Raw genomic sequence first — 21,315 nt, 5'->3', positions numbered from 1 at the left:
CCAATACACTCTTTCCCTACCGCCGCTCTTCCGATCTGCCCCGCGCCCCGCGCCCCGCGCCCCGCGCCCCGCGCCCCGCGCCCCGCGCCCAAGATCCTCACAACATCGGGGAAGGTGCTGCATCCGCCACGCGGGAAGCAGCAACATCGGTGTAGTTGCGCAGATCTTGCCGGGACCGGTCGGCCGATCAGTCCCACCCGGGGGGGCGAGCGGCGGCCGCCAGCCGAAGATCGTTTCCGAACCATGTTGTAGTGGCCTCGGTGCCTCGCCGAGGCCACGACAACGATGATCGAGCACGATCTTGGCGGATCGGGACCGGTCAGTGCCGCGACTCGGCCCACCGGGGGTCGCGGCCGAGGTAGGAGAGCAGCGTGGTCACGTCGTCGGCTTCCGCGCCCGGGTCGAGCGCCGCCGCGTACGCGCCGTAGGCCCGCAGCGGCTCGACGATCTGCCGCGCGACCTCGAACAGGGGGCGGGCCAGGTCGTCGTGGAGCGGGGACGGCTGACCGGTGGCCACCGCGATGTCCCAGGCGTGCACCGCCGCGTCGAGAGCGGCGGCGACGCCAGCCGTGTGGGCCGGCAGCGCGCCGTGCGGCAGGGGCGTCGGTACCTGCGGATCCTCGTCGGCGACGCCCTGCCAGGCGCGGGCGGAGGCGTCGAGGGCGGCGTACAGGCCGGTCAGCTTGTCCCCCTCGATCCGCCCGGAGGGCGCGAACGGGTCCTCCTCCGGCCCCGATCCGCCGGTGATCGCGGCGACGTACGCGAGCTGGTCGCCGGTCGCGTGCTGGAGCACCTGGGTGACCGTCCACCGATCGCAGGGGGTGGACAGGTCCCAGGCCTCGGCCGGGATTCCCTCGGCGGTGGTCCGCAGCGCTTGGCGCGCCTCGTCGAGCACGATCCGCCACTGTCCAGTTGCCGTCTCGTTCATTGTCCCGACCCTCTCGCTGGTCCGCCGAGTTCCCTCGCGAAACGGAACGTTCCGCTCCGTTCTAAACTCAGCTTAGCAGACCGGAACGATCCGTTCCACAAGAGATTTCACCTCTAACACGTCGAGCGCGGCGCCCCGGAGGGCACCGCGCTCGAACGAAGAAAGTCGGGAGTTCGGGTCAGACGTTGAAGCCGAGGGAACGGAGCTGGTCCCGACCCTCGTCGGTGATCTTGTCCGGGCCCCACGGCGGGAGCCAGACCCAGTTGATCCGGATGTCGTTGACCAGACCGCCACCGGGGCCGGTGGTGAGGGCCTGCCGGGCCTGGTCCTCGATCACGTCGGTCAGCGGGCACGCCGCCGAGGTGAGCGTCATGTCCAGGGTCGCGACGTTCTCGTCGTCGACGTGCACCCCGTACACCAGGCCCAGGTCGACCACGTTGATCCCCAACTCCGGGTCGACGACGTCCTTCATCGCCTCCTCGATGTCGGCGATCATGGCCTTGCTGACGCCGCCCGCCGGGGCGGCGGCGTCGCCACTCACCGCGTCGGTCTGCGCCGTGACGGTGTCGCCGGCCTCCGGCGTCGCCGCAGTAGCCGTATCCTCGCTGCTCATGCCTTCACCTCCGGGCTCACGCCCACACCGGCGCGTGCCGCGGCGTCCTTGAACGCCATCCACGGCAGCAGCGCGCACTTGACCCGGGCGGGATAGCGGGCTACGCCCGCGAAAGCGACCCCGTCACCGAGTACGTCCTCGTCCGGCGTGACCTGGCCACGTCCGGACATCAACTCGACGAACGCCTCGTGCACCTCGAATGCTTCCCCGGCGCCCCGACCGCGCAGCAGTTCGTGCAGGACGCTCGCCGAGGCCTGGCTGATCGAGCAGCCCATGCCGTCGTACGAGATGTCGTGCAGAACGGTGCCGTCGGTGGCCACCCGGACGGTGACCTCGTCGCCGCAGGTCGGGTTGACGTGGTGCGCCTCGGCGACCTGGTCGCCCGGGTCGTCGGCGTCACGCAGGCCCCGGCCGTGCGGGTGCTTGTAGTGATCCAGGATGATCTCCTGGTAGAGCTGGTCGAGCTGCACCATCAGTCGAACACCTTCCGTACCTGCTCCAGACCGCCCACCAGGGCGTCGATCTCCCCGGTGGTGGTGTAGAGGTAGAACGACGCCCGGGTCATCGCCGGGACGCCGAACCGGCTGCACACCGGCTTCGCGCAGTGGTGACCCACCCGCACCTGCACGCCCAGCGAGTCGAGCACCTGGCCCACGTCGTGGGGGTGCACGTCACCCAGGGCGAACGAGATGGTGCCGCCCCGGCCGATCGGCACGGTCGGGCCGAAGATCCGCAGGTCGGGCACCGAGCCGAGGGCGTCCAGCGCGTACGCCGTCAGCTCCTTCTCGTGCCACTGGATCGCCGGCATGCCGATGCCGGTGAGGTAGTCGACCGCCGCGCCGAGCGCGACCGCCTCGGCGATCGGCGGGGTGCCCGCCTCGAAGCGGGCCGGCGGCGCGGCGAACGTCGACCGGGCCATGGTGACGGTCTCGATCATCGAGCCGCCGCCCATCACCGGCGGCATGGCCGCCAGCAGCTCGCCCCGGCCCCAGAGCACGCCGATGCCGGTCGGACCGAGCATCTTGTGCCCGGTGAACACGATGTAGTCGGCGTCCAGGTCGACCACGTCGATGGGCAGGTGCGGCACGGACTGGGAGCAGTCCAGCAGCAGCAGCGCGCCCACCTCGCGCACCCGCGCGGTGATCCGGGAGGTGGCGTTGACGGTGCCGAGGATGTTCGACATGTGCACCAGCGAGACGATCTTCGTCCGTTCGGTGATCAGGTCTTCCAGGCCCGACTCGTCGAGCCGGCCCTGCTCGGTGACCCCGAACCAGCGCAGGGTCGCGCCGGTGCGCTCGCAGAGCAGCTGCCACGGGACGATGTTCGAGTGGTGCTCCATCTCGGAGATCACCACCTCGTCCCCGGGGCCGAGCCGGAACCGCGGGTCGCCGTCCGGACGCAGCGAGGCGTTGGAGAAGGCGTACGCCACGATGTTGATCGCCTCGGTGGAGTTCTTGGTGAACACCACCTCGTCGACGCTCGGCGCGTTGATGAACGCGGCGAGCTTGGCCCGCGCCCCCTCGTACGCCTCGGTGGCCTCGGTGCCCAGCGTGTGCACCGAGCGCGAGACGTTGGCGTTGTGCCGCGCGTAGTGCTCGTCGAGCACGTCGAGCACCTGACGGGGTTTGTGCGAGGTGTTGGCGCTGTCGAGGTAGACCAGCGGGTGCCCGTTGATTTCCCGATCGAGGATCGGGAAGTCGGCGCGCACCCGGGCCACGTCGAAACGCGGCACGTCGTCGTACTGCGGCATCCCCTCGGGGATCGCGATGCTGGTCATCTCGGCAGCGCCTCTCCCGCTCAGGCCTTGGCCGTGCCGGCCCCGGCGGCGTACCGCTCGTAACCCTCGGCCTCGAGCTTGTCGGCCAGCTCCGGGCCGCCCTGCTCGACGATCCGGCCGGCCACGAAGACGTGCACGTGGTCCGGCTTGATGTAGCGCAGGATCCGCGTGTAGTGGGTGATCAGCAGCACGCCGGTGTCGCCGGTGTCGCGGACCCGGTTGACGCCCTCGCTGACCACGCGCAGCGCGTCCACGTCGAGACCCGAGTCGGTCTCGTCGAGGATGGCGATCTTCGGCTTGAGCAGCTCCAACTGGACGATCTCGTGCCGCTTCTTCTCACCGCCGGAGAAGCCCTCGTTGACGTTGCGCTGGGCGAACGCCGGGTCCATCTGGAGGCGCTCCATCGCACCCCGCAGCTCGCCGCCCCAGGTACGCAGCTTCGGCGCCTCACCGTCGATGGCGGTCTTCGCGGTGCGCAGGAAGTTCGCCACCGAGACGCCGGGCACCTCGACCGGGTACTGCATGGCCAGGAAGAGGCCGGCGCGGGCCCGCTCGTCGACCGTCATGGCGAGGACGTCCTCGCCGTCGAGGGTCACCGAGCCGCCGGTGATCTCGTACTTGGGGTGACCGGCGATCGAGTACGCCAGGGTGGACTTGCCGGAGCCGTTGGGGCCCATGATGGCGTGGGTCTCACCGGACTTCACGGTCAGGTCGACGCCGGCCAGGATCGGCTTGAGCTCACCCTCGGGCAGCTTGACCGACACCTTCAGGTCGCGGATCTCCAGGGTGCTCATTATCGGGTCACTCCATTACTCGGCGTCAGGCTCAGGTAGATGTCGCCGTCGCGGACTTCGACGGGGTAGACGGGTACGGGTTCGGTGGCGGGCAGGCCGGTGGGCGTGCCGGTGCGCAGGTCGAAGCGCGAGCCGTGCAACCAGCACTCCAGCGTGCAGCCGTCGACCTCACCCTCGGAGAGGGCGACCGCGGCGTGCGAGCACTCGTCGTAGGCGGCGTAGAACTGGCCGTCCTCGGCGTGCACCAGCGCGATCGGCGTGCCGTCGACGTCCGCTCTGATGGCGGTGCCCTTCGGCACGTCCTCGGTGGAGCAGATCCGGATCATCAGGCGCCGGCCTTCGCCAGCCGGGCCTCGATCGCGTCGCCCAGGCGCTCGCGCAGCGCCTCGACCGGAATCTTGTTGATCACCTCGGCGAAGAAGCCGCGGACCACCAGGCGACGGGCCTCACCCTCCGGGATACCCCGGGCCATCAGGTAGAACAACTGCTCGTCGTCGAAGCGGCCGGTCGCGCTGGCATGGCCCGCGCCGGCGATCTCGCCGGTCTCGATCTCCAGATTGGGTACGGAGTCCGCGCGCGCGCCGTCGGTGAGCAGCAGGTTCCGGTTGATCTCGTACGTGTCGGTGCCGGTCGCCTCGGCCTGGATCAGCACGTCGCCGACCCAGACGGTGTGCGCGTCCGCGCCCTGCAACGCGCCCCGGTAGCCGACGTAGCTGCGGCAGTCCGGCACGTTGTGGTCGACGAGCTGCCGGTGCTCCAGGTGCTGGCCGCCGTCGGCGAAGTAGACGCCGTACAGCTCGGCCTCGCCACCCCGACCGGTGTACTCGACCGAGGTGAACTGCCGGACCAGGTCGCCGCCCAGGGACACCTGGATGTGGATGACCTTGGCGTCCCGGCCCAGCTTGACCTTCAGGTGCTGGGCCTGGACCGCGTCGTCGGCCCAGTCGGCGACGGTGACCAGGGTCAGCTTCGCGCCGTCGCCCACGGCCACCTCGACGTTGTCGGCCAGGGTGGCCGATCCGACGTGCTCCAGCACCAGGGTCGCCTCGGCGAAGCGGCCGATCTCGACGAACGTGTGCCCGAACGCCGGCTGCCCCGCGCCCGTGCCGACCACCCGCAGGCCCACCGACTGGCCGAGCACCACGTCCGGGGCCACCCGCACCAACAGGGCATCGGCGGCGGCGCCGTACGCCAGCGCGCTGACCCGGTCGACCGGGGTGAGCACACTGCCGATCCGCTCGTCGTCGCGGCCGACCCGGCTGATGGCCACGCCCTCGGGCAGGTCGCCGTACTCGTGCCGGACCGTGCCGGTCTCGGCCGGCACGTCGCCCGAGAGGCCGCGGAGGCGCTTGAGCGGGGTGAAGCGCCAGTCCTCCTCCAGGCCGGTGAGGGCCGGGAAGTCGGCGACGTCGTACGAGCGCAGCGCCTGCGACTTGGTGCTGGGCGGCGGCGCGGAAGCCTGGGTAGTCATGTCTTCCTTGGTCTGTCTGTTCCGTGACGGCGAGGTTGGGCTTCGTGCGGGCGGGCCGGCGTCGCCGGCCCGCCCGCGGGGAACGGCGGCGTCAGCCGACCGCGCCCTCCATCTGGAGTTCGATGAGCCGGTTCAGCTCCAGGGCGTACTCCATCGGGAGTTCCTTGGCGATCGGCTCGATGAAGCCGCGCACGATCATCGCCATCGCCTCGTCCTCGCTCAGACCCCGGCTCATCAGGTAGAAGAGCTGGTCGTCGCTGATCTTGGAGACGGTCGCCTCGTGCCCCATCGACACGTCGTCCTCGCGGATGTCGACGTACGGGTACGTGTCGGAGCGGGAGATGGTGTCGACCAGCAGCGCGTCGCACTTGACCGTGCTGCGGCTGTGGTGCGAGCCCTCCAGCACCTGCACCAGGCCCCGGTACGAGGTCCGGCCGCCACCACGGGCGATCGACTTCGACACGATGGTGCTGCTCGTGTGCGGAGCCGCGTGCACCATCTTGGCGCCGGCGTCCTGGTGCTGACCCTCGCCGGCCATCGCCACCGAGAGCACCTCGCCCTTGGCGTGCTCGCCGGTCATGTAGACCGCCGGGTACTTCATGGTCACCTTGGAGCCGATGTTGCCGTCGACCCACTCCATGGTCGCGCCCTCGTGACAGACGGCGCGCTTGGTCACCAGGTTGTAGACGTTGTTCGACCAGTTCTGGATGGTCGTGTAGCGGCAGCGCGCGTTCTTCTTCACGATGATCTCCACGACCGCGCTGTGCAGCGAGTCGGAGGAGTAGAGGGGCGCGGTGCAGCCCTCGACGTAGTGCACGTACGCGCCCTCGTCGACGATGATCAGCGTCCGCTCGAACTGGCCCATGTTCTCCGTGTTGATCCGGAAGTAGGCCTGCAGCGGGATCTCCACGTGCACGCCCTTCGGCACGTAGATGAACGAGCCACCGGACCACACGGAGGTGTTCAGGGCGGCGAACTTGTTGTCGCCGACCGGGATCACCGTGCCGAAGTACTCCTTGAAGACGTCCTCGTGCTCGCGCAGGGCGGTGTCGGTGTCCAGGAAGAGGACGCCCTGCTCCTCAAGGTCCTCACGGATCTTGTGGTAGACGACCTCCGACTCGTACTGCGCCGCGACACCCGCGACCAGCCGCTGCTTCTCCGCCTCCGGGATGCCCAGCCGGTCGTACGTGTTCTTGATGTCCTCGGGCAGATCCTCCCAGCTGGTGGCCTGCTTCTCGGTGGACCGCACGAAGTACTTGATGTTGTCGAAGTCGATGCCGGTGAGGTCCGCGCCCCAGGCCGGCATCGGCTTGCGGCCGAACAGCCGCAGGCCCTTCAGGCGCAGGTCGAGCATCCAGGCCGGCTCGTTCTTCTTGGCCGAGATGTCCCGCACCACCGCCTCGTTGATGCCGCGCTGGGCGACCGCCCCGGCGGCGTCCGGGTCGGACCAGCCGTACTCGTAGCGACCCAGGGCGGCGAGCTGCTCTTCCTGGGTCAGGGGCTGGACGATCTGCTCGGTCATCTATCTGTCCTCACAGTGGTGACGGGATTACCGGATGGAGCACGGCCCGGCTGGGTCGGGATGTGCGTGGTGCACACCCCGTCGCCGTGCGCGATGGTGGCCAGGCGCTGTACGTGGGTGCCGACCAGACGGGAGATGACCGCGGTCTCGGCCTCGCACAGTTGGGGAAACTCGGCGGCCACGTGCGCCACCGGGCAGTGGTGCTGACAGAGCTGGCCGCCGGAGGCGATCGTGGTCGCGTTGGCAGCGTAACCCTCGGCGGTCAGCGCTCCGGCGAGTGCCTCAGCACGCGCGAGAGGGTCGTCGCCGGCGTCCTCCATGGCGGCACGACAGCGCGACTCGAGCGCGGACACCTGCTCAGTGGCGAACGCCTCGACCGCGTCCGAGCCACCGCTACGGGCGATCCAGCGCAGCGCGGCGGTGGCCATGTTGTCGTAGTGGTGCGTGCCACAGCGAACCCGGGCAGCCTCGGTCAGCATGAAGACCTTGGCCGGACGTCCGCGACCGCGGCTGCCCTGCACGGTCTGTTCGCGGGCGTAGACGTCACCGTCGGCGAGCATCGCGTCCAGGTGCCGGCGGATAGCCGCCGGGCTGAGCCCGAGGGCCACGCCGAGCTGCGCGGCGGTGGTGGCCCCCCGCTCCAGCAACAGATGGGTGACCCGGTCCCGGGTCGAGGTCTCGGTCGCCGTGGCGGCGCTGAGCGGCGTCGACGTGCTCACGACGGGGGCGGACGCGGACGCACCGGCGGCCGGAGCGGCCGTCGGCTGCTGCCCGGAGAGCGCCGCCACGTTTTTCACAACGCCAACGTTACGTAATTACCCGGAGGGTCGCAAACCCGGGCCCCGGTGATCCGAACCACCGAGCCGACGGAGTCGGACGGACCTCGATCACTACGGTGCGTAGGATTTGCGCCGTGAACCGAATCGTCCGTCCGGTATCCGGCGTCCTGCTGCGCCGCCTCGCGCTCGCCTCGATCATCGCGAACGTGGCCATCGTCGTCACCGGCGGGGCGGTCCGGCTGACCGCGTCGGGCCTCGGCTGCCCCACCTGGCCCCGGTGCACCGACGACTCGTACGTCACGACGCCCGAGATGGGCGTCTACGGGGTGATCGAGTTCAGCAACCGGATGCTGACCTTCGCGGTCGGCCTCATCGCGCTGGCCACCGTGCTGGCGGTGCTGACCCACCGGCCCCGCCGACCCGGGCTCCTGGCGCTGGCCATCGCCGTGTTCCTGGGCATCCCCGCCCAGGCGGTGGTCGGCGGCATCACGGTCCTCACCAACCTCAACCCGTGGGTGGTCGGGCTGCACTTCCTCGCCTCGATGGCGGTGATCGCCGCCGCGTACGCCCTCTGGCGGCGGATCGGCGACCCGGACGGCCCGACGGTCGCCGCGGTGCCCACTCCCCTGCGCGCGCTCGCCCGGATCACCACCGGCGTCACCGTCGCGGTACTGGTGATCGGCACCTGGGTCACCGGCAGCGGCCCACACGCCGGCGACCACGGCGCGGCCCGCAACGGCCTGGACCCGGAGGCGATCTCCCAGGTCCACGCCGACGGGGTCTTCCTGTTGATCGGCCTGTCGGTGGCGCTCATCTTCGCGTTCCGCGCGGTGGACGCGCGGCGGGCCACCCGGGCCGCCATCGTCCTGGTGGCGGTGGAGCTGGGTCAGGGGCTCATCGGCTTCGTGCAGTACTTCACCCACGTGCCGGCGCTCCTGGTCGGCGCGCACATGCTCGGCTCGTGCCTGGTGCTGCTGGCCGCCCTCGCGGTCCAGTGGTCCACCCGCGAACGCCACCCGGTCCCCCCGACACCCCAGCCCACCCCAGCAACGAAGACCGAACCCGTCCCCGCCACCGCCTGACCCCCTGCGCGCCCGCACCCCGTGCAAGATCCGCGCAACTTCGGGGATGTTGCTGCTTCCGAGACGCGAGAGACAGCAACATCCCCGAAGTTGCGCGGATCTTGACGACGTTCGAGGGATGAGGGCGAGGACGGGCGGGCGTAGCGATAGACCCGGCGCGGCGACGGGGGCGCTCCGCAGGGCTCATGGTCACGCTCGAACCAGGATGTAGTGGCATCGACGTGTCCGCGATACCACTACATCCTGGATGCAGCACGATCTCGCGAGCGGCGCCGTCGTCGAGGCGGTGGTGTGCCAGCCGCCGACGTCGAGGCACCGCCGCATCGGCGCCCCCGCGCAGCATTCGCGCACCCCGAGGGCCGTCGCCGCCTCGGCACGACGCGGCACGGCGAAACGCCACGCCACGCCACGGCATGGCACCGCGCGGCACGGCACGGCGCGCCACAGCACCCCGACGCGGCACGCCACGCCACAGCACCCCGACGCGGCACGCCACGCCACAGCACCCCGACGCGGCACGCCACGCCACGGCACGACGCGGCACGGCAACCCGCCGCGCATCTCGTAGGGACCCGCCGGAACGGCGCCCTACCCGGACGGGGTCAGGCCGGCCGGGTCAGGTGGGCGGCGATCGCGGCGGCCAGGCGCTCGGCGGCGTTCTCGGCGTACCCCAGGAAGAGCGACGGCTCGGTGAGCTCCAACTCGACCAGGACCGGGTCGCCGGCCGGGCCGGAGATCAGGTCCACACGGGCGTAGAGCAGCTGCCGGGTGCCGCCGGGGACCGCCGCGAGGGTCCGGTCCGCGACGGCCAACTGCTCGACCCCGGCGGTACGGGCGCTGATCTCCTCGGCCTTGTACAGCTCGTCCGGACCGAGGTCGGGGCCGGTCAACATGGGGCCCTTGCGGATGGCGTGGCTGAACGCGAGACCGTGCGGGCCGGCCAGGAAGAGCAGCGCGGTCTCGCCCTCGATGTCGACGGCGCTCAGGTACGGCTGGACCATCGTCGTCCGGCCGGCGGCCGAGAGGCGACGCACGTGCGCCTCGGCCAGGGCCCGGTGCTCCGGGTCGGCCAGGTCGTAACGGCCGGTGTCCTGGCTACCCGAGCTGACCGCCGGTTTGATCACGTACTCGCCGGTGTCGGCGGGCGGCGACCAACTCCCGCCCGGCTCGACCCAGGCGGTCGGCACGGTGGGTACGCCTGCTTCGCTCAGCTCTCCGAGGTAGCGCTTGTCGGTGTTCCACCGCACCACGTCGCCGGGGTTGAGCAGGGTGGGCACGGTGGCGGCCCAGGCGACGAACTCGTCGCGGCGCAGCGCGTAGTCCCACGGCGAGCGGAGCACGACCAGGTCGTACGCGGACCAGTCGACGTCCGGGTCGTCCCAGACCGCCGCTTCGGCGGTGATCCCCCGCTTGGCGAGCGGGTCGAGGACGAGGCGGTCGTCGGGGTCGAGGTCGACGAGGCGGGAGCAGGTAACGAGAGCGACCCGGGGTTCCCCCCGGGTCGACTGGTGGTGGTTGGTCAATTCAGCTATCTATCTCAGCGGGCCATCGTGCGCCGGGCCATCGACCGCCAGAGGTCGTTGCTCGGTCGCATCTGGTCCATCAGTTCACGCTCCCAGGCGTTCTCGACGGTGACTCCCGCCTTGGCGCACGCCTCCCGGGCCGTGACGGTGTCCTCGGCGAACTGGTCGCCCCACTCACCGTCGGCGCCCACGAGGACGATCCGTGCGCCGCGCTTACCGACGTACTCGATGACGGCCTTCGCACCGCCGTGCTCGGCGGCGAACGACTTGAGACCCGCGACCAGACCCTGGGGGGCCTGCTCGCCGGAGGTCTGCTCGGCCGTCAGCGTCGTATCGGAACCATCTGCCATGACGCGAAGCCTAAGCAGAGTTCCACTCGCGCGGGCGAGAACCATGAAGCTTTTGTGATGCCAATTACCTACAGGTTTGAGGAGGAGCACAGACTCTTTGTCCGCTTAAATCAGGACTTTCCCGCCTCAATTTCCGGAGCAAACCAGGCTGCAACTCCCGCAGGTTGAGCCGATCCGGCTCATGCCGAAAGTTACTCCCATGTGACGTTAAACCGGGACAACTCATCCACGATGGTGACTGTTCACAGGATTGGCGGCGAAACCCGGGCCCGCGCGCCGGGCGGCGTCAGATCAGCGCGTCGAGCGCGACGGCCACGAACACGATCGTCAGGTACGTCGTCGACCAGTGGAAAAGCCGCATCGGCTTGACCGCCTCGCCGCGCGTCGCCCGCCGGCAGAGCTTGTGCGCCTCGATGATGAAGATGGCGCCCACCACCAGGGTCGGCACGCCGTAGATCGCGCTGAGCCCCAGCGGCCAGACCGCCAGGGAGGTGAGCACCGTGAGCCAGGCGAAGATCAGGATCTCGGCGTTCACCCGACGGATCGAGGCCACCACGGGCAGCATCGGGATGCCGGCGCGGGCGTAGTCGTCCTTGTACTTCATGGCGAGCGGGTAGAAGTGCGGCATCTGCCAGAAGAAGACCACCGCGAACAGCGCCCAGGCCGCCGGGGCGAGCCCACCGGTGACCGCCGCCCAGCCGATGAGCACCGGCGCCGCGCCGCAGGCCCCACCCCAGAACGTGTTCGTCGGGGTGGAGCGCTTGAGCCACATGGTGTAGACGACGTCGTAGTAGACGATCGCGGCGAGCGTCAGCCCCGCGGCGAGCAGATTGGTGAACGCCGCCATCAGGACGATCGAGACCGCCGCCAGCACCAGACCGAAGACCAGCGCGTTACGGGGCGACACGGTGTGGGCCGGCAGCGGACGCCGCTTGGTCCGCCGCATCAACTGGTCGATGTCGCGGTCGATGTAGCAGTTGAGGACGCTGGCCGCCCCCGCCGCGAGCGAACCACCGACGAGCACGACAGCCATCAGCCACAGCGACGGCAGGCCGCCCTCGGCGAGCATCATCGCCGGGACGGTGGTGACCAACAGCAGTTCGACGATGCGCGGCTTGGTCAGCGCCACGTACGACGACACGATCGCGCGCACGTCCCGCCGCGCCACCGGACCCTCGGCCGCCCGCGCCGGGGGCTGCCCGGCGGGGTTGCTCGCGGGGCGCTCGGTGATCATGCTCACGGATTGCCACCTTCCGGCATCGGCACGGGGAGATCGGATCGGCGGGGCCCGCTCGGGCACCGCACACCGACCCACACACTACGCGTCGTCGTTTTGGCTGCCCGGCCGACCCGACAACGGTGCGGGCCGTCACACCCCCGGGTTGAACGACCTGGGCCGCCGTCACGTACCGCACACCATGCGAGATCCCCGGGCGGACGTTTAGTCACGCTCGATAAGGTCACCAGTGAGGGTTCCGCCCATCTGCCGAGGAGCACAACCATCGTGGCTGCCAACCGACCCGAGCACTCCGCACTCAACTGGTCCGAACTCGATCGCCGGGCCGTCGACACCGTCCGCGTGCTGGCCATGGATGCCGTGGAGAAATCCGGCAACGGCCACCCGGGCACCGCGATGAGCCTCGCGCCCGCGGCCTATCTTCTCTTCAACCGGGTCATGCGGCACAACCCGGCCGACCCGAACTGGCCCGGCCGGGACCGGTTCGTACTCTCCGCCGGCCACTCCAGCCTGACGCTCTACATCCAGCTCTTCCTGTCCGGCTACCCGCTGAGCCTGGACGACCTGAAGTCGCTGCGCCAGTGGGGCTCGATGACCCCGGGCCACCCGGAGCACGGCCACACGCCGGGCGTCGAGACCACCACCGGCCCGCTCGGGCAGGGTCTGGGCAACGCCGTCGGCATGGCCATGGCGGCCCGCCGCGAGCGGGGCCTGTTCGACCCGGAGGCCGAGCCGGGCACGTCGGTCTTCGACCACAACATCTGGTGCATCGCCTCCGACGGCGACATCGAGGAGGGCATCAGCCACGAGGCCAGCGCCCTCGCCGGCCACCAGCAACTGGGCAGCCTCACGCTGATCTACGACGACAACGAGATCTCGATCGAGGACGACACCCGGATCGCCAAGAGCGAGGACGTGGCGGCCCGCTACGAGGCGTACGGCTGGCACGTGCAGACCGTCGACTGGCGCAGCGGCGACGCGGACCAGGGCGACTACCACGAGAACGTCGAGGCGCTGTACGACGCGCTGGTGGCCGCCAAGGCGGAGACCACCCGCCCCTCGTTCATCGCGCTGCGCACCATCATCGGTTGGCCCGCGCCCAACAAGCAGAACACCGGCAAGATCCACGGCTCGGCGCTCGGCGCCGACGAGGTCAAGGCCACCAAGCGCATCCTCGGCTTCGACCCGGAGCAGACCTTCCAGGTCGACGAGGAGGTGTTGGGTCACGCCCGCACGGTGATGGGTCGCGGCTCGGACGCCGAGCAGGAGTGGACCACGTCGTTCGACGCCTGGAAGAAGGCCAACCCCGAGCGCACCGCGCTCTACGAGCGGCTCGCCGGCCGGGTGCTGCCGGACGGCTGGACCGACGCGCTGCCGGTCTTCCCGGCAGACGCCAAGGGTGTGGCCACCCGGGCCGCGTCCGGCAAGGTGCTGGAGGCGCTCGCGCCGGTGCTGCCGGAGCTGTGGGGCGGCTCGGCCGACCTGGCCGAGAGCAACAACACCACCATGAAGGGCGAGCCGTCCTTCATTCCGGCGGAGCACGCCACCAAGGACTTCCCGGGCGACGAGTACGGCCGCACGCTGCACTTCGGCATCCGTGAGCACGCCATGGGCGCGATCCTGAACGGCATCGCCCTGCACGGCGGCACCCGCCCGTACGGCGGCACGTTCCTGGTGTTCAGCGACTACATGCGCCCCTCGGTACGGCTGGCCGCGCTGATGAAGCTGCCGGTGACGTACGTCTGGACGCACGACTCGATCGGTCTGGGCGAGGACGGCCCGACCCACCAGCCGGTGGAGCACCTGACCGCGCTGCGCGCCATCCCGGGCCTTGACGTGGTCCGCCCGGCGGACGGCAACGAGACGGTGTGGGCCTGGCGGCAGGCGCTGGAGCACACCGACCGGCCGACCGCGCTGGCGCTGAGCCGCCAGGCCCTGCCGACGCTGGACCGGGAGGTTCTGGGCGATGCGTCAGGTGTGGCCAAGGGTGGCTACGTGCTGGCCGAGGCGTCCAACGGCAAGCCCCAGGTGATCATCGTCGGCACCGGGTCCGAGGTGCAGCTCGCCCTGACCGCCCGGGAGCGGCTGGAGGCCGACGGCACCCCGACCCGGGTGGTTTCGATGCCCTGCCAGGAGTGGTTCTACGAGCAGGATGAGGCGTACCGGGAGTCGGTGCTCCCGCGCGGGGTAAAGGCACGGGTGAGCGTGGAGGCGGGCATCGCGATGTCCTGGCGCGGGATCGTCGGTGACTTCGGCGAGAGCGTCAGCATCGAGCACTACGGCGCGAGCGCCCCGCACACCGTGCTCTTCGAGCAGTTCGGGTTCACCCCCGACCGGATCGTGGCGGCGGCGCACGCCTCGCTGGCCCGGGTGGGCGACATCACCGGTTTCACCACCGGCAACTGAGGGAGCGTGGACGGCATGACCGACAAGCTGAATGAGCTCACCGCCGCAGGTGTGGCGGTCTGGCTCGACGATCTCTCCCGGGTGCGTCTGAGCTCCGGCGGGCTGGACCAGCTCCGCCGCGAGAAGCACGTGGCCGGGGTCACCACCAACCCGACGATCTTCGCAAAGGCGCTCAGCGACGCCGACGAGTACAACTGGCAGCTTCGCGACCTGGCCACCCGTGGCGTGGACGTCGAGGAGGCCGTACGGATGCTCACCACGTACGACGTACGGTGGGCGTGCGACGTGATGCGCCCGTCGTACGACGGCAGCGCCGGCGTGGACGGCCGGGTCTCGATCGAGGTGGACCCGCGCAGCGCGCACGACGCCGACAAGACGGTCGCCGAGGCCAAGGCGCTGTGGTGGCTGGTCGACCGGCCCAACCTCTTCATCAAGATCCCGGCCACCGAGGAGGGCCTGTCGGCGATCGCCGACACGCTCGCCGAGGGGATCAGCGTCAACGTGACGCTGATCTTCGGTCTGGACCGCTACTCGGCGGTGATGGAGGCGTTCCTGGCCGGTCTGGAGCGGGCCAAGGCCAACGGTCACGACCTGTCGACCATCGGCTCGGTCGCGTCGTTCTTCGTCTCCCGCGTCGACTCCGAGGTCGACAAGAGGCTCGAGAAGATCGGCTCGGACGAGGCCAAGGCACTGCGTGGCAAGGCCGCCGTGGCCAACGCGCAGCTCGCGTACGAGCGGTACACCGAGGTCTTCTCCTCGGACCGCTGGAAGGCACTCGAGGCCGCCGGCGCGCACCCGCAGCGGCCGCTGTGGGCCTCCACCTCGACGAAGAACCCGGACTACCGGGACGTCATCTACGTCGAGGAGTTGATCGCCCCCGGAACGGTCAACACCATGCCGGAGTCGGTCATCCACGCGTACGCCGATCACGGCGAGACCCGCGGCGACACCGTCACCGGCTCCTACGACGCGGCCCGGAAGGTCTTCGCGGACCTGGAGTCGGTCGGGGTGGACATGGCGGATGTGATCGCCACCCTGGAGCGCGAGGGCGTGGAGAAGTTCGAGGCGAGCTGGCAGGAGCTGCTCGACGGCGTCAGCAAGTCGCTGAAGGCCGCGGCGAAGGGCCAGGGTGCGCCGAACAAGGCCGCCGAGGGCAACGCCAAGGCCGCCGAGAAGGCCGGTGGCGCGTGAGCGAGCCGATCAGCACCCAGCGAAGTGGAGTGGCGGCATGAGTGACCTTCTTGCCGGGCCGGCGGAGGCCGCCGCCGGGCTCGCCGTCTACGGCGCGGACGCGGTCGACAAGTCCGCGCCCGCCTCGACCCGGGAGGCGCTGGTCAAGGCCGGCGTCCCCGGGCGGCTGGCAGCCAAGGACACGACCCTGTGGGGTTCGGACGCCGAGGCCGAGGCGAAGATCCGGCTCGGTTGGGTGGACACCCACCAGCGCAGCCGGGAGCTGCTGGCGCAGCTCGCCGAGCTGAAGGCGGAGCTGGCCGACCTGGACCACGTCGTGCTCGCCGGCATGGGCGGCTCGTCGCTCGCCCCCGAGGTGATCACGCAGACCCTGGGCCGGCCGTTGACCGTGCTGGACACGACCGATCCGGGCCAGGTCCGGGCGGCCCTCGGTGACCGGCTGGAACGCACGGTGGTGGTGGTCGCCAGCAAGTCCGGCTCGACGGTGGAGACCGACAGCCACCGCCGCGCGTACTGGCAGGCGTTCCTGGACGCCGGGATGACCGAGGCGGAGGCCGGCCGGCACTTCGTCATCGTCACCGACCCGGGCTCGCCGTTGGAGGCCACCGCGGCCGAGATGGGCGCGTTCACCGTGCTCGCCGACCCGAACGTGGGCGGCCGGTACTCGGCGCTGACCGCGTTCGGGCTGGTGCCGTCCGCGCTGGCCGGCGTCGACGTGTCGGAGCTGATCGACCAGGCCGACGCGTTGGCCCGGTCGCTCGGCGCCGACACCGACAACCCGGCGCTGGCGCTGGGCGCCGCGCTGGGCGCCGCCGCCACGCTGGCCCGCGACAAGGTCGCCCTGGTGTCCGACGGCACCGGCATCGACGGTCTGGGCGACTGGGCCGAGCAGCTCATCGCCGAGTCGACCGGCAAGTCCGGCGTGGGCATCCTGCCGGTGGTCGTGGAGTCACCGCAGAGCCCCGGCGCGACCGGCCCCGACGTGCTGACCGTCAGCTACGGCGGCGCGCTGGCCGCCGGTGACGTGCCCGGCGGTGGCGCCGACCCGGACGTGGCCGTCAACGGCCCGCTCGGCGCGCAGTTCCTGGCCTGGGAGTACGCCACCGCAGTGGCCGGCGTGGTGCTCGGCATCGACCCGTTCAACCAGCCGAACGTCACCGAGTCCAAGGAGAACACCAACAAGATCCTGGCCTCGGGGCTGCCGACGGAGAAGCCGTCGTTCACCGAGGGCGCGATCGAGGTGTACGCGCCGCAGGGCGCCCCGGGCGACCTGGCCGGGGTGCTGCGGTGGCTGCTCGACGGGCTGGGCGACGACGGTTACCTGGCGGTGATGGCGTACCTCGACCGGTTCGCGGACGCCGACACGGCCGGGTTGCGGCCGCTGCTGGCCGGCGCGTCCGGCCGGCCGGTCACCTTCGGTTGGGGGCCGCGGTTCCTGCACTCCACCGGCCAGTACCACAAGGGCGGCCCGCAGGTGGGCAGCTACCTCCAGGTGACCGGCGCGGTCGCGGAGGACCTGGACGTGCCGGGCAAGCCGTACACCTTCGGCGAGTTGCAGGCGGCGCAGGCCGCCGGCGACCGGCAGGCCCTCGCCGGCCGGGAGCGGCCGGTGCTGCGACTGCACCTGACCGACCGGGCCGCCGGGGTCGCCCAACTGCTCGACGCGGCCGGTCAGCTGCGCACGTGAGGATGGACGACGTGACCCAAGGCGTGAACCCGCTACGCGACCCGCAGGACCGCCGGTTGCCCCGGATCCCCGAGCCGTGCGCTCTGGTGATCTTCGGGGTGACCGGCGACCTGGCCCGCAAGAAGCTGCTGCCCGCGGTCTACGACCTGGCGAACCGGGGGCTGCTGCCGCCCGGTTTCGTGGTGCTCGGCTTCGCGCGCCGCGACTGGGGCGACGGCGACTTCGAGACCCTGGCCTGCGAGGCGGCCAAGAAGCACGCCCGTACGCCGTGGCGGGACGAGGTCTGGGCACGGCTGGCCGGCAACATCAAGTTCGTGGGCGGCTCGTTCGACGACGACGCCGCCTTCGACCAGCTCTCCTCGACCTTGGACGACCTGCGCCAGACCCACGGCATCGCCGGTAACGCGGCGTTCTACTTCTCCATCCCCCCGGCCGCGTTCCCCGTCGTGCTCAAGCAGTTGGCCCGCACCGGGATGGCCGACAACGACAAGTCCGGCGGTTGGCGGCGGGTCGTGGTGGAGAAGCCGTTCGGCAACGATCTGCCGTCGGCGAAGGCGCTCAACGACCTGGTCGACGACGTGTTCACCCGGCAGGACGTCTTCCGGATCGACCACTACCTGGGCAAGGAGACCGTCCAGAACATCCTGGCCCTGCGGTTCGCGAACAACCTGTTCGAGCCGCTGTGGAACTCCAAGTACGTCGACTCGGTGCAGATCACCATGGCCGAGGACGTCGGCATCGGCACCCGGGCCGGCTTCTACGACACCGTCGGCACCGCCCGCGACGTCTTGCAGAACCACCTGCTCCAACTCCTGGCCCTGGTGGCGATGGAGGAGCCGACCAGTTTCGACGCGGACGAGATCCGCGCCGAGAAGCTGAAGGTGCTCAAGGCGATCACCCTGCCGAAGGACGTGGCCCGGGACACCGTTCGGGGCCAGTACCTGCCGGGCTGGGTCGGCGGCGAGCGCGCGGTCGGCTACCGGGAGGAGCAGGACGTCCCCGCCGACTCCACCACGGAGACGTACGTGGCGGTGCGCCTCGGCATCCAGAACCGACGCTGGGCCGAGGTGCCGTTCTACATCCGGGCCGGCAAGCGACTCCCCCGGCGGGTCACCGAGGTCGCCATCATGTTCAAGAAGGCGCCGCACCTGCCGTTCAACGACGCCGACATGGAGTCGCTGGGCAACAACCAGTTGGTCATCCGGGTGCAGCCGGACGAGGGCGTGGTACTCAAGTTCGGCTCGAAGGTCCCGGGCACCACCATGGAGGTCCGCGACATCGCCATGGACTTCCAGTACGGCGAGGCGTTCACCGAGTCCAGCCCGGAGGCGTACGAGCGGCTCGTCCTGGACGTGCTGATCGGGGACCGCACCCTGTTCCCGGACGCCGCCGAGGTCGAGCAGAGCTGGCAGGTCATCGACCCGCTGGAGCACGCCTGGGCGGGCACCACGCCGGAGCCGTACCGGGCCGGCGAGTGGGGTCCACGGGCGGCTGACGAGATGCTGGCCCGTGAGGGCCGCGCTTGGAGAAGAGCATGATCGGGCTGTGGGACACCACCGGCAACGAGGTGGTCAAGGCGCTGGCCGCCGAACGGCGCAGCGCCGGTGGTGTGGCCAGCGGCATGGCGCTCACCCTCATCGTGGTGGTGGACGAGAAGCGCGTACGCGAGGCGGAGGCGGCGGCGACCATCGCCGCCGCCGCCCACCCGTGCCGGCTGGTGGTCGTGGTCCGCTCCGACATCGAGCGGGAACGAAACCGGCTGGACGCGGAGATCGTGGTCGGCGGTCGCCTCGGCCCGTGCGAGGCGGTGGTCACCCGGATGTACGGGCGGCTCGCCCTGCACGCCGAGTCGGTGGTCATGCCGCTGCTGGTGCCGGACGTACCGGTGGTCACCTGGTGGCACGGTGAGCCGCCCGCGGAGATCGCCACCGACTTCCTCGGTGTGGTCGCCGACCGGCGGATCACCGACTCCGCGCAGGCCGCCGACCCGGTGGAGGCGCTGCGCCAGCGGGCCCGGGACTACGCCCCGGGCGACACCGACCTGGCGTGGACGCGGATCACCCCGTGGCGGACCCTGGTGGCCGGGGCGTTCGACACCACCAGCGAGCAGGTCACCGAGGCGACCGTCGTCGCGCCACCCAGCGACCCGACGGCGGCGCTGATGGTCGGTTGGCTGTCCAGCCGGCTCGGCATCACCCCGCGCCGGGTGGACACCGACGAGTTCCCCCGTATGCGCGAGGTGCAGTTGACCTGCGCCAACGGCGACAAGCTGACGCTGACCCGCGAGGACAGCCTGGCGGTGTTCCGGCGGACCGGTCAGGAGGATCGGGCGCTGCCGCTGGTCCGTCGGCCGCTCGGCGACGAGCTGGCCGAGGAGCTGCGCCGCCTCGACGCCGACCAGGTGTACGCGGAGGCGTTGGGCGCGACCGCCGGCCTGCGCGGTCTGGAGCAGCGCCCGCCGCAGCGGGTGCACGTCTGGAAGGATCCGGCCACGGCCCAGCGCGCCGAGGCCGGGGTCACCGCGCACGCCGGCACGAGCGGCGAGAGCTGAGCGGTACGACACCGGCAGGGCCGGGACGAAACGTCCCGGCCCCGCACCGCCACCTCCGGACGCTCGGCGTCCGGGTACGACGCGACAGCGACCGCCCAGCGGTCCGGAAACGAAGGCACAAACCATGAGTGAGGCGAGTGTCGCCGTCCACGCCGACGCCGATCTGCTGGCGCAGGCCGTGGCGGCCCGACTGCTGGTGAAGGTGCTCGACGCCCAGGCCGACCGGGGTGAGGCCGCGGTGGTCCTCACCGGTGGTCGGGTCGCCGCCGCCGTCTACCGGGCGGTGGCGCAGCTGCCGGCCCGCGACGCGGTCGACTGGTCCCGGGTCGACGTGTGGTGGGGCGACGAGCGGTTCCTGCCGTCCGGCGACCCGGAGCGCAACGAGACCCAGGCCCGGGCCGCCCTGCTGGACTCGGTGCCGCTGGACCCGGCCCGGGTGCACGCCATGCCGGCCTCCGACGGCCCGGCCGGCAACGACCCCGAGGCGGCCGCCGCCGCGTACGCCGAGGAGCTGGCCCGCGCCGCCCGGCCGGGGCACGCCGCGCTGCCGCACTTCGACGTGCTGATGCTCGGTGTGGGCGAGGACGGGCACGTCGCCTCGGTCTTCCCGGAGCACCCGGTGCACCACGACACGCGGCCGGTCAGCGCGGTGCGGGGCAGCCCGAAGCCGCCGCCGGTGCGGACCACCCTCACTCTCGGGGCGATCAACACCGCCGAGGAGGTCTGGCTCGTGGCCGCCGGCGCCGACAAGGCACGCGCGGTGGGCATGGCTCTGGCCGGCGCGGGGCCGGTGCAGCTCCCGGCCGCCGGGGTGCACGGCGTGGACCGTACCCGCTGGTTGCTGGACCGCGCGGCCGCCGCGGACGTGCCCGCCCGCTTCCGCAGCCTGCGCTAAGTGAAAGGAAGGGCCCCTTATTAACGCCTGGCGTTAATAAGGGGCCCTTCCTTTCACTCGCCGCGTCGGCGGCGCAGCGCGGCGAGGGCCTCGGCCAGCAACGCCTCGCCCTCCTCGGCGGTACGCCGCTCCTTCACGTACGCCAGGTGGCTCTTGTAGGGCTCGGGGCGGACGCGTCCGGGCGGGTTCTCGGCATCCAGGCCGGCGGGGAGCCCACAGCGGGGGCAGTCCCACAGCGGCGGCGCCGTGGCGTCGGCCGCGATCCGGATGTCGGTCTGGTGGTCGTTGCGGCACCAGTAGGTGACGGCCTGTCGGGGGGCCGGCTGGTGCCGCTCGTCCGGGCGCATGGGCGCGGACCCGACGCGGGCGCCACGGATGACATTGCCACTGGGCACGGCTGCTCGCTCCTGTCGTCGGAGGGGACCCGCCGCCGTCTTCGATGGGCGGCGGGCGACGCGGTGGTGCAGCGGAGAAAAGACTGCGCGCGGTCCGTCGAGTGACGGACCGCG

The 21,315-nt window shown here is 71.1% G+C and carries 20 protein-coding genes; 7 read left to right on the top strand and 13 right to left on the bottom strand.

Annotation, left to right across the window (positions count from 1 at the left end; all coding sequences use genetic code 11):
* Positions 1 to 319: 319 nt before the first annotated feature.
* From ABZ272_RS10445 to ABZ272_RS10405, 9 genes are all read right to left on the bottom strand, one after another.
* Positions 320 to 928, bottom strand: a complete 609-nt coding sequence (locus ABZ272_RS10445; protein WP_355049609.1) for a TIGR03086 family metal-binding protein — start codon at positions 926 to 928, stop codon at positions 320 to 322.
* A 178-nt stretch (positions 929 to 1,106) separates the two neighbouring features.
* Positions 1,107 to 1,541 (bottom strand): metal-sulfur cluster assembly factor, encoded by a 435-nt coding sequence (locus ABZ272_RS10440; protein ID WP_355049608.1) that lies wholly within the window; start codon positions 1,539 to 1,541, stop codon positions 1,107 to 1,109.
* A complete protein-coding gene (gene sufU / locus ABZ272_RS10435) occupies positions 1,538 to 2,011 on the bottom strand; it encodes a Fe-S cluster assembly sulfur transfer protein SufU (protein ID WP_355049630.1) in 474 nt (157 codons plus the stop codon). The genes ABZ272_RS10440 and sufU overlap by 4 nt, the downstream gene beginning before the upstream one ends.
* 2 nt (positions 2,012 to 2,013) lie before the next feature.
* Positions 2,014 to 3,318, bottom strand: coding sequence for a cysteine desulfurase (locus ABZ272_RS10430; protein ID WP_355049607.1), 1,305 nt, complete (start codon positions 3,316 to 3,318; stop codon positions 2,014 to 2,016).
* A gap of 20 nt (positions 3,319 to 3,338) precedes the next feature.
* Positions 3,339 to 4,112 carry a Fe-S cluster assembly ATPase SufC gene (gene sufC / locus ABZ272_RS10425; RefSeq protein WP_355049606.1) on the bottom strand — a complete coding sequence of 258 codons (774 nt, stop codon included), beginning with the start codon at positions 4,110 to 4,112 and terminating at the stop codon, positions 3,339 to 3,341.
* Entirely contained in the window at positions 4,112 to 4,438 is a 327-nt protein-coding gene (locus ABZ272_RS10420) for a non-heme iron oxygenase ferredoxin subunit (RefSeq protein ID WP_355049605.1), read from the bottom strand. Before ABZ272_RS10420 ends, sufC begins: the two co-directional genes overlap by 1 nt.
* Positions 4,438 to 5,583, bottom strand: a complete 1,146-nt coding sequence (gene sufD / locus ABZ272_RS10415; RefSeq protein WP_355049604.1) for a Fe-S cluster assembly protein SufD — start codon at positions 5,581 to 5,583, stop codon at positions 4,438 to 4,440. The genes ABZ272_RS10420 and sufD overlap by 1 nt, the downstream gene beginning before the upstream one ends.
* Positions 5,584 to 5,674: 91 nt before the next feature.
* Positions 5,675 to 7,105: a Fe-S cluster assembly protein SufB gene (sufB, locus tag ABZ272_RS10410; RefSeq protein ID WP_074312771.1), complete on the bottom strand. Its 1,431-nt coding sequence runs from the start codon at positions 7,103 to 7,105 to the stop codon at positions 5,675 to 5,677.
* Positions 7,102 to 7,824, bottom strand: coding sequence for a transcriptional regulator (locus ABZ272_RS10405; protein WP_355049629.1), 723 nt, complete (start codon positions 7,822 to 7,824; stop codon positions 7,102 to 7,104). The genes sufB and ABZ272_RS10405 overlap by 4 nt, the downstream gene beginning before the upstream one ends.
* Positions 7,825 to 8,018: 194 nt before the next feature.
* On the opposite strand from ABZ272_RS10405, the gene ABZ272_RS10400 reads away from it, so the two are divergent.
* Positions 8,019 to 8,966 (top strand): COX15/CtaA family protein, encoded by a 948-nt coding sequence (locus ABZ272_RS10400; RefSeq protein ID WP_355049603.1) that lies wholly within the window; start codon positions 8,019 to 8,021, stop codon positions 8,964 to 8,966.
* A 602-nt stretch (positions 8,967 to 9,568) separates the two neighbouring features.
* Here the strand turns inward: ABZ272_RS10400 and ABZ272_RS10395 are convergent.
* From ABZ272_RS10395 to ABZ272_RS10385, 3 genes are all read right to left on the bottom strand, one after another.
* A complete protein-coding gene (locus tag ABZ272_RS10395; protein ID WP_355049602.1) occupies positions 9,569 to 10,489 on the bottom strand; it encodes a hypothetical protein in 921 nt (306 codons plus the stop codon).
* A 14-nt stretch (positions 10,490 to 10,503) separates the two neighbouring features.
* Entirely contained in the window at positions 10,504 to 10,839 is a 336-nt protein-coding gene (locus tag ABZ272_RS10390) for a hypothetical protein (RefSeq protein ID WP_355049601.1), read from the bottom strand.
* A gap of 286 nt (positions 10,840 to 11,125) precedes the next feature.
* The gene (locus ABZ272_RS10385) at positions 11,126 to 12,079 is read right to left on the bottom strand and encodes a heme o synthase (RefSeq protein WP_355049600.1); all 954 of its coding nucleotides are present in this window, start codon (positions 12,077 to 12,079) and stop codon (positions 11,126 to 11,128) included.
* 264 nt (positions 12,080 to 12,343) lie between these two features.
* On the opposite strand from ABZ272_RS10385, the gene tkt reads away from it, so the two are divergent.
* From tkt to pgl, 6 genes are all read left to right on the top strand, one after another.
* Positions 12,344 to 14,482 carry a transketolase gene (gene tkt / locus ABZ272_RS10380; protein WP_355049599.1) on the top strand — a complete coding sequence of 713 codons (2,139 nt, stop codon included), beginning with the start codon at positions 12,344 to 12,346 and terminating at the stop codon, positions 14,480 to 14,482.
* A gap of 15 nt (positions 14,483 to 14,497) precedes the next feature.
* On the top strand, positions 14,498 to 15,673 hold the full coding sequence (gene tal, locus ABZ272_RS10375) for a transaldolase (RefSeq protein WP_355049598.1): 1,176 nt from the start codon (positions 14,498 to 14,500) through the stop codon (positions 15,671 to 15,673).
* Between the two features lie 37 nt (positions 15,674 to 15,710).
* Positions 15,711 to 17,360: a glucose-6-phosphate isomerase gene (locus tag ABZ272_RS10370; RefSeq protein WP_355049597.1), complete on the top strand. Its 1,650-nt coding sequence runs from the start codon at positions 15,711 to 15,713 to the stop codon at positions 17,358 to 17,360.
* A gap of 23 nt (positions 17,361 to 17,383) precedes the next feature.
* Positions 17,384 to 18,898, top strand: a complete 1,515-nt coding sequence (gene zwf, locus ABZ272_RS10365) for a glucose-6-phosphate dehydrogenase (RefSeq protein ID WP_355049628.1) — start codon at positions 17,384 to 17,386, stop codon at positions 18,896 to 18,898.
* Positions 18,895 to 19,911: a glucose-6-phosphate dehydrogenase assembly protein OpcA gene (locus ABZ272_RS10360; RefSeq protein ID WP_355049596.1), complete on the top strand. Its 1,017-nt coding sequence runs from the start codon at positions 18,895 to 18,897 to the stop codon at positions 19,909 to 19,911. The genes zwf and ABZ272_RS10360 overlap by 4 nt, the downstream gene beginning before the upstream one ends.
* A gap of 124 nt (positions 19,912 to 20,035) precedes the next feature.
* Positions 20,036 to 20,806, top strand: coding sequence for a 6-phosphogluconolactonase (pgl, locus tag ABZ272_RS10355; RefSeq protein ID WP_355049595.1), 771 nt, complete (start codon positions 20,036 to 20,038; stop codon positions 20,804 to 20,806).
* A 53-nt stretch (positions 20,807 to 20,859) separates the two neighbouring features.
* Here the strand turns inward: pgl and ABZ272_RS10350 are convergent, their stop codons facing one another.
* Complete coding sequence (locus tag ABZ272_RS10350) at positions 20,860 to 21,201, bottom strand: RNA polymerase-binding protein RbpA (RefSeq protein WP_355049594.1); 342 nt, start codon at positions 21,199 to 21,201, stop codon at positions 20,860 to 20,862.
* Between the last annotated feature and the right edge of the window lie 114 nt (positions 21,202 to 21,315).

The organism is Micromonospora sp. NPDC005979, assembly GCF_040614415.1.
GTDB lineage: Bacteria > Actinomycetota > Actinomycetes > Mycobacteriales > Micromonosporaceae > Micromonospora.
Note: the sequence above shows the minus strand (reverse complement) of the source record. Positions and strands in the feature narration are given on the sequence as shown.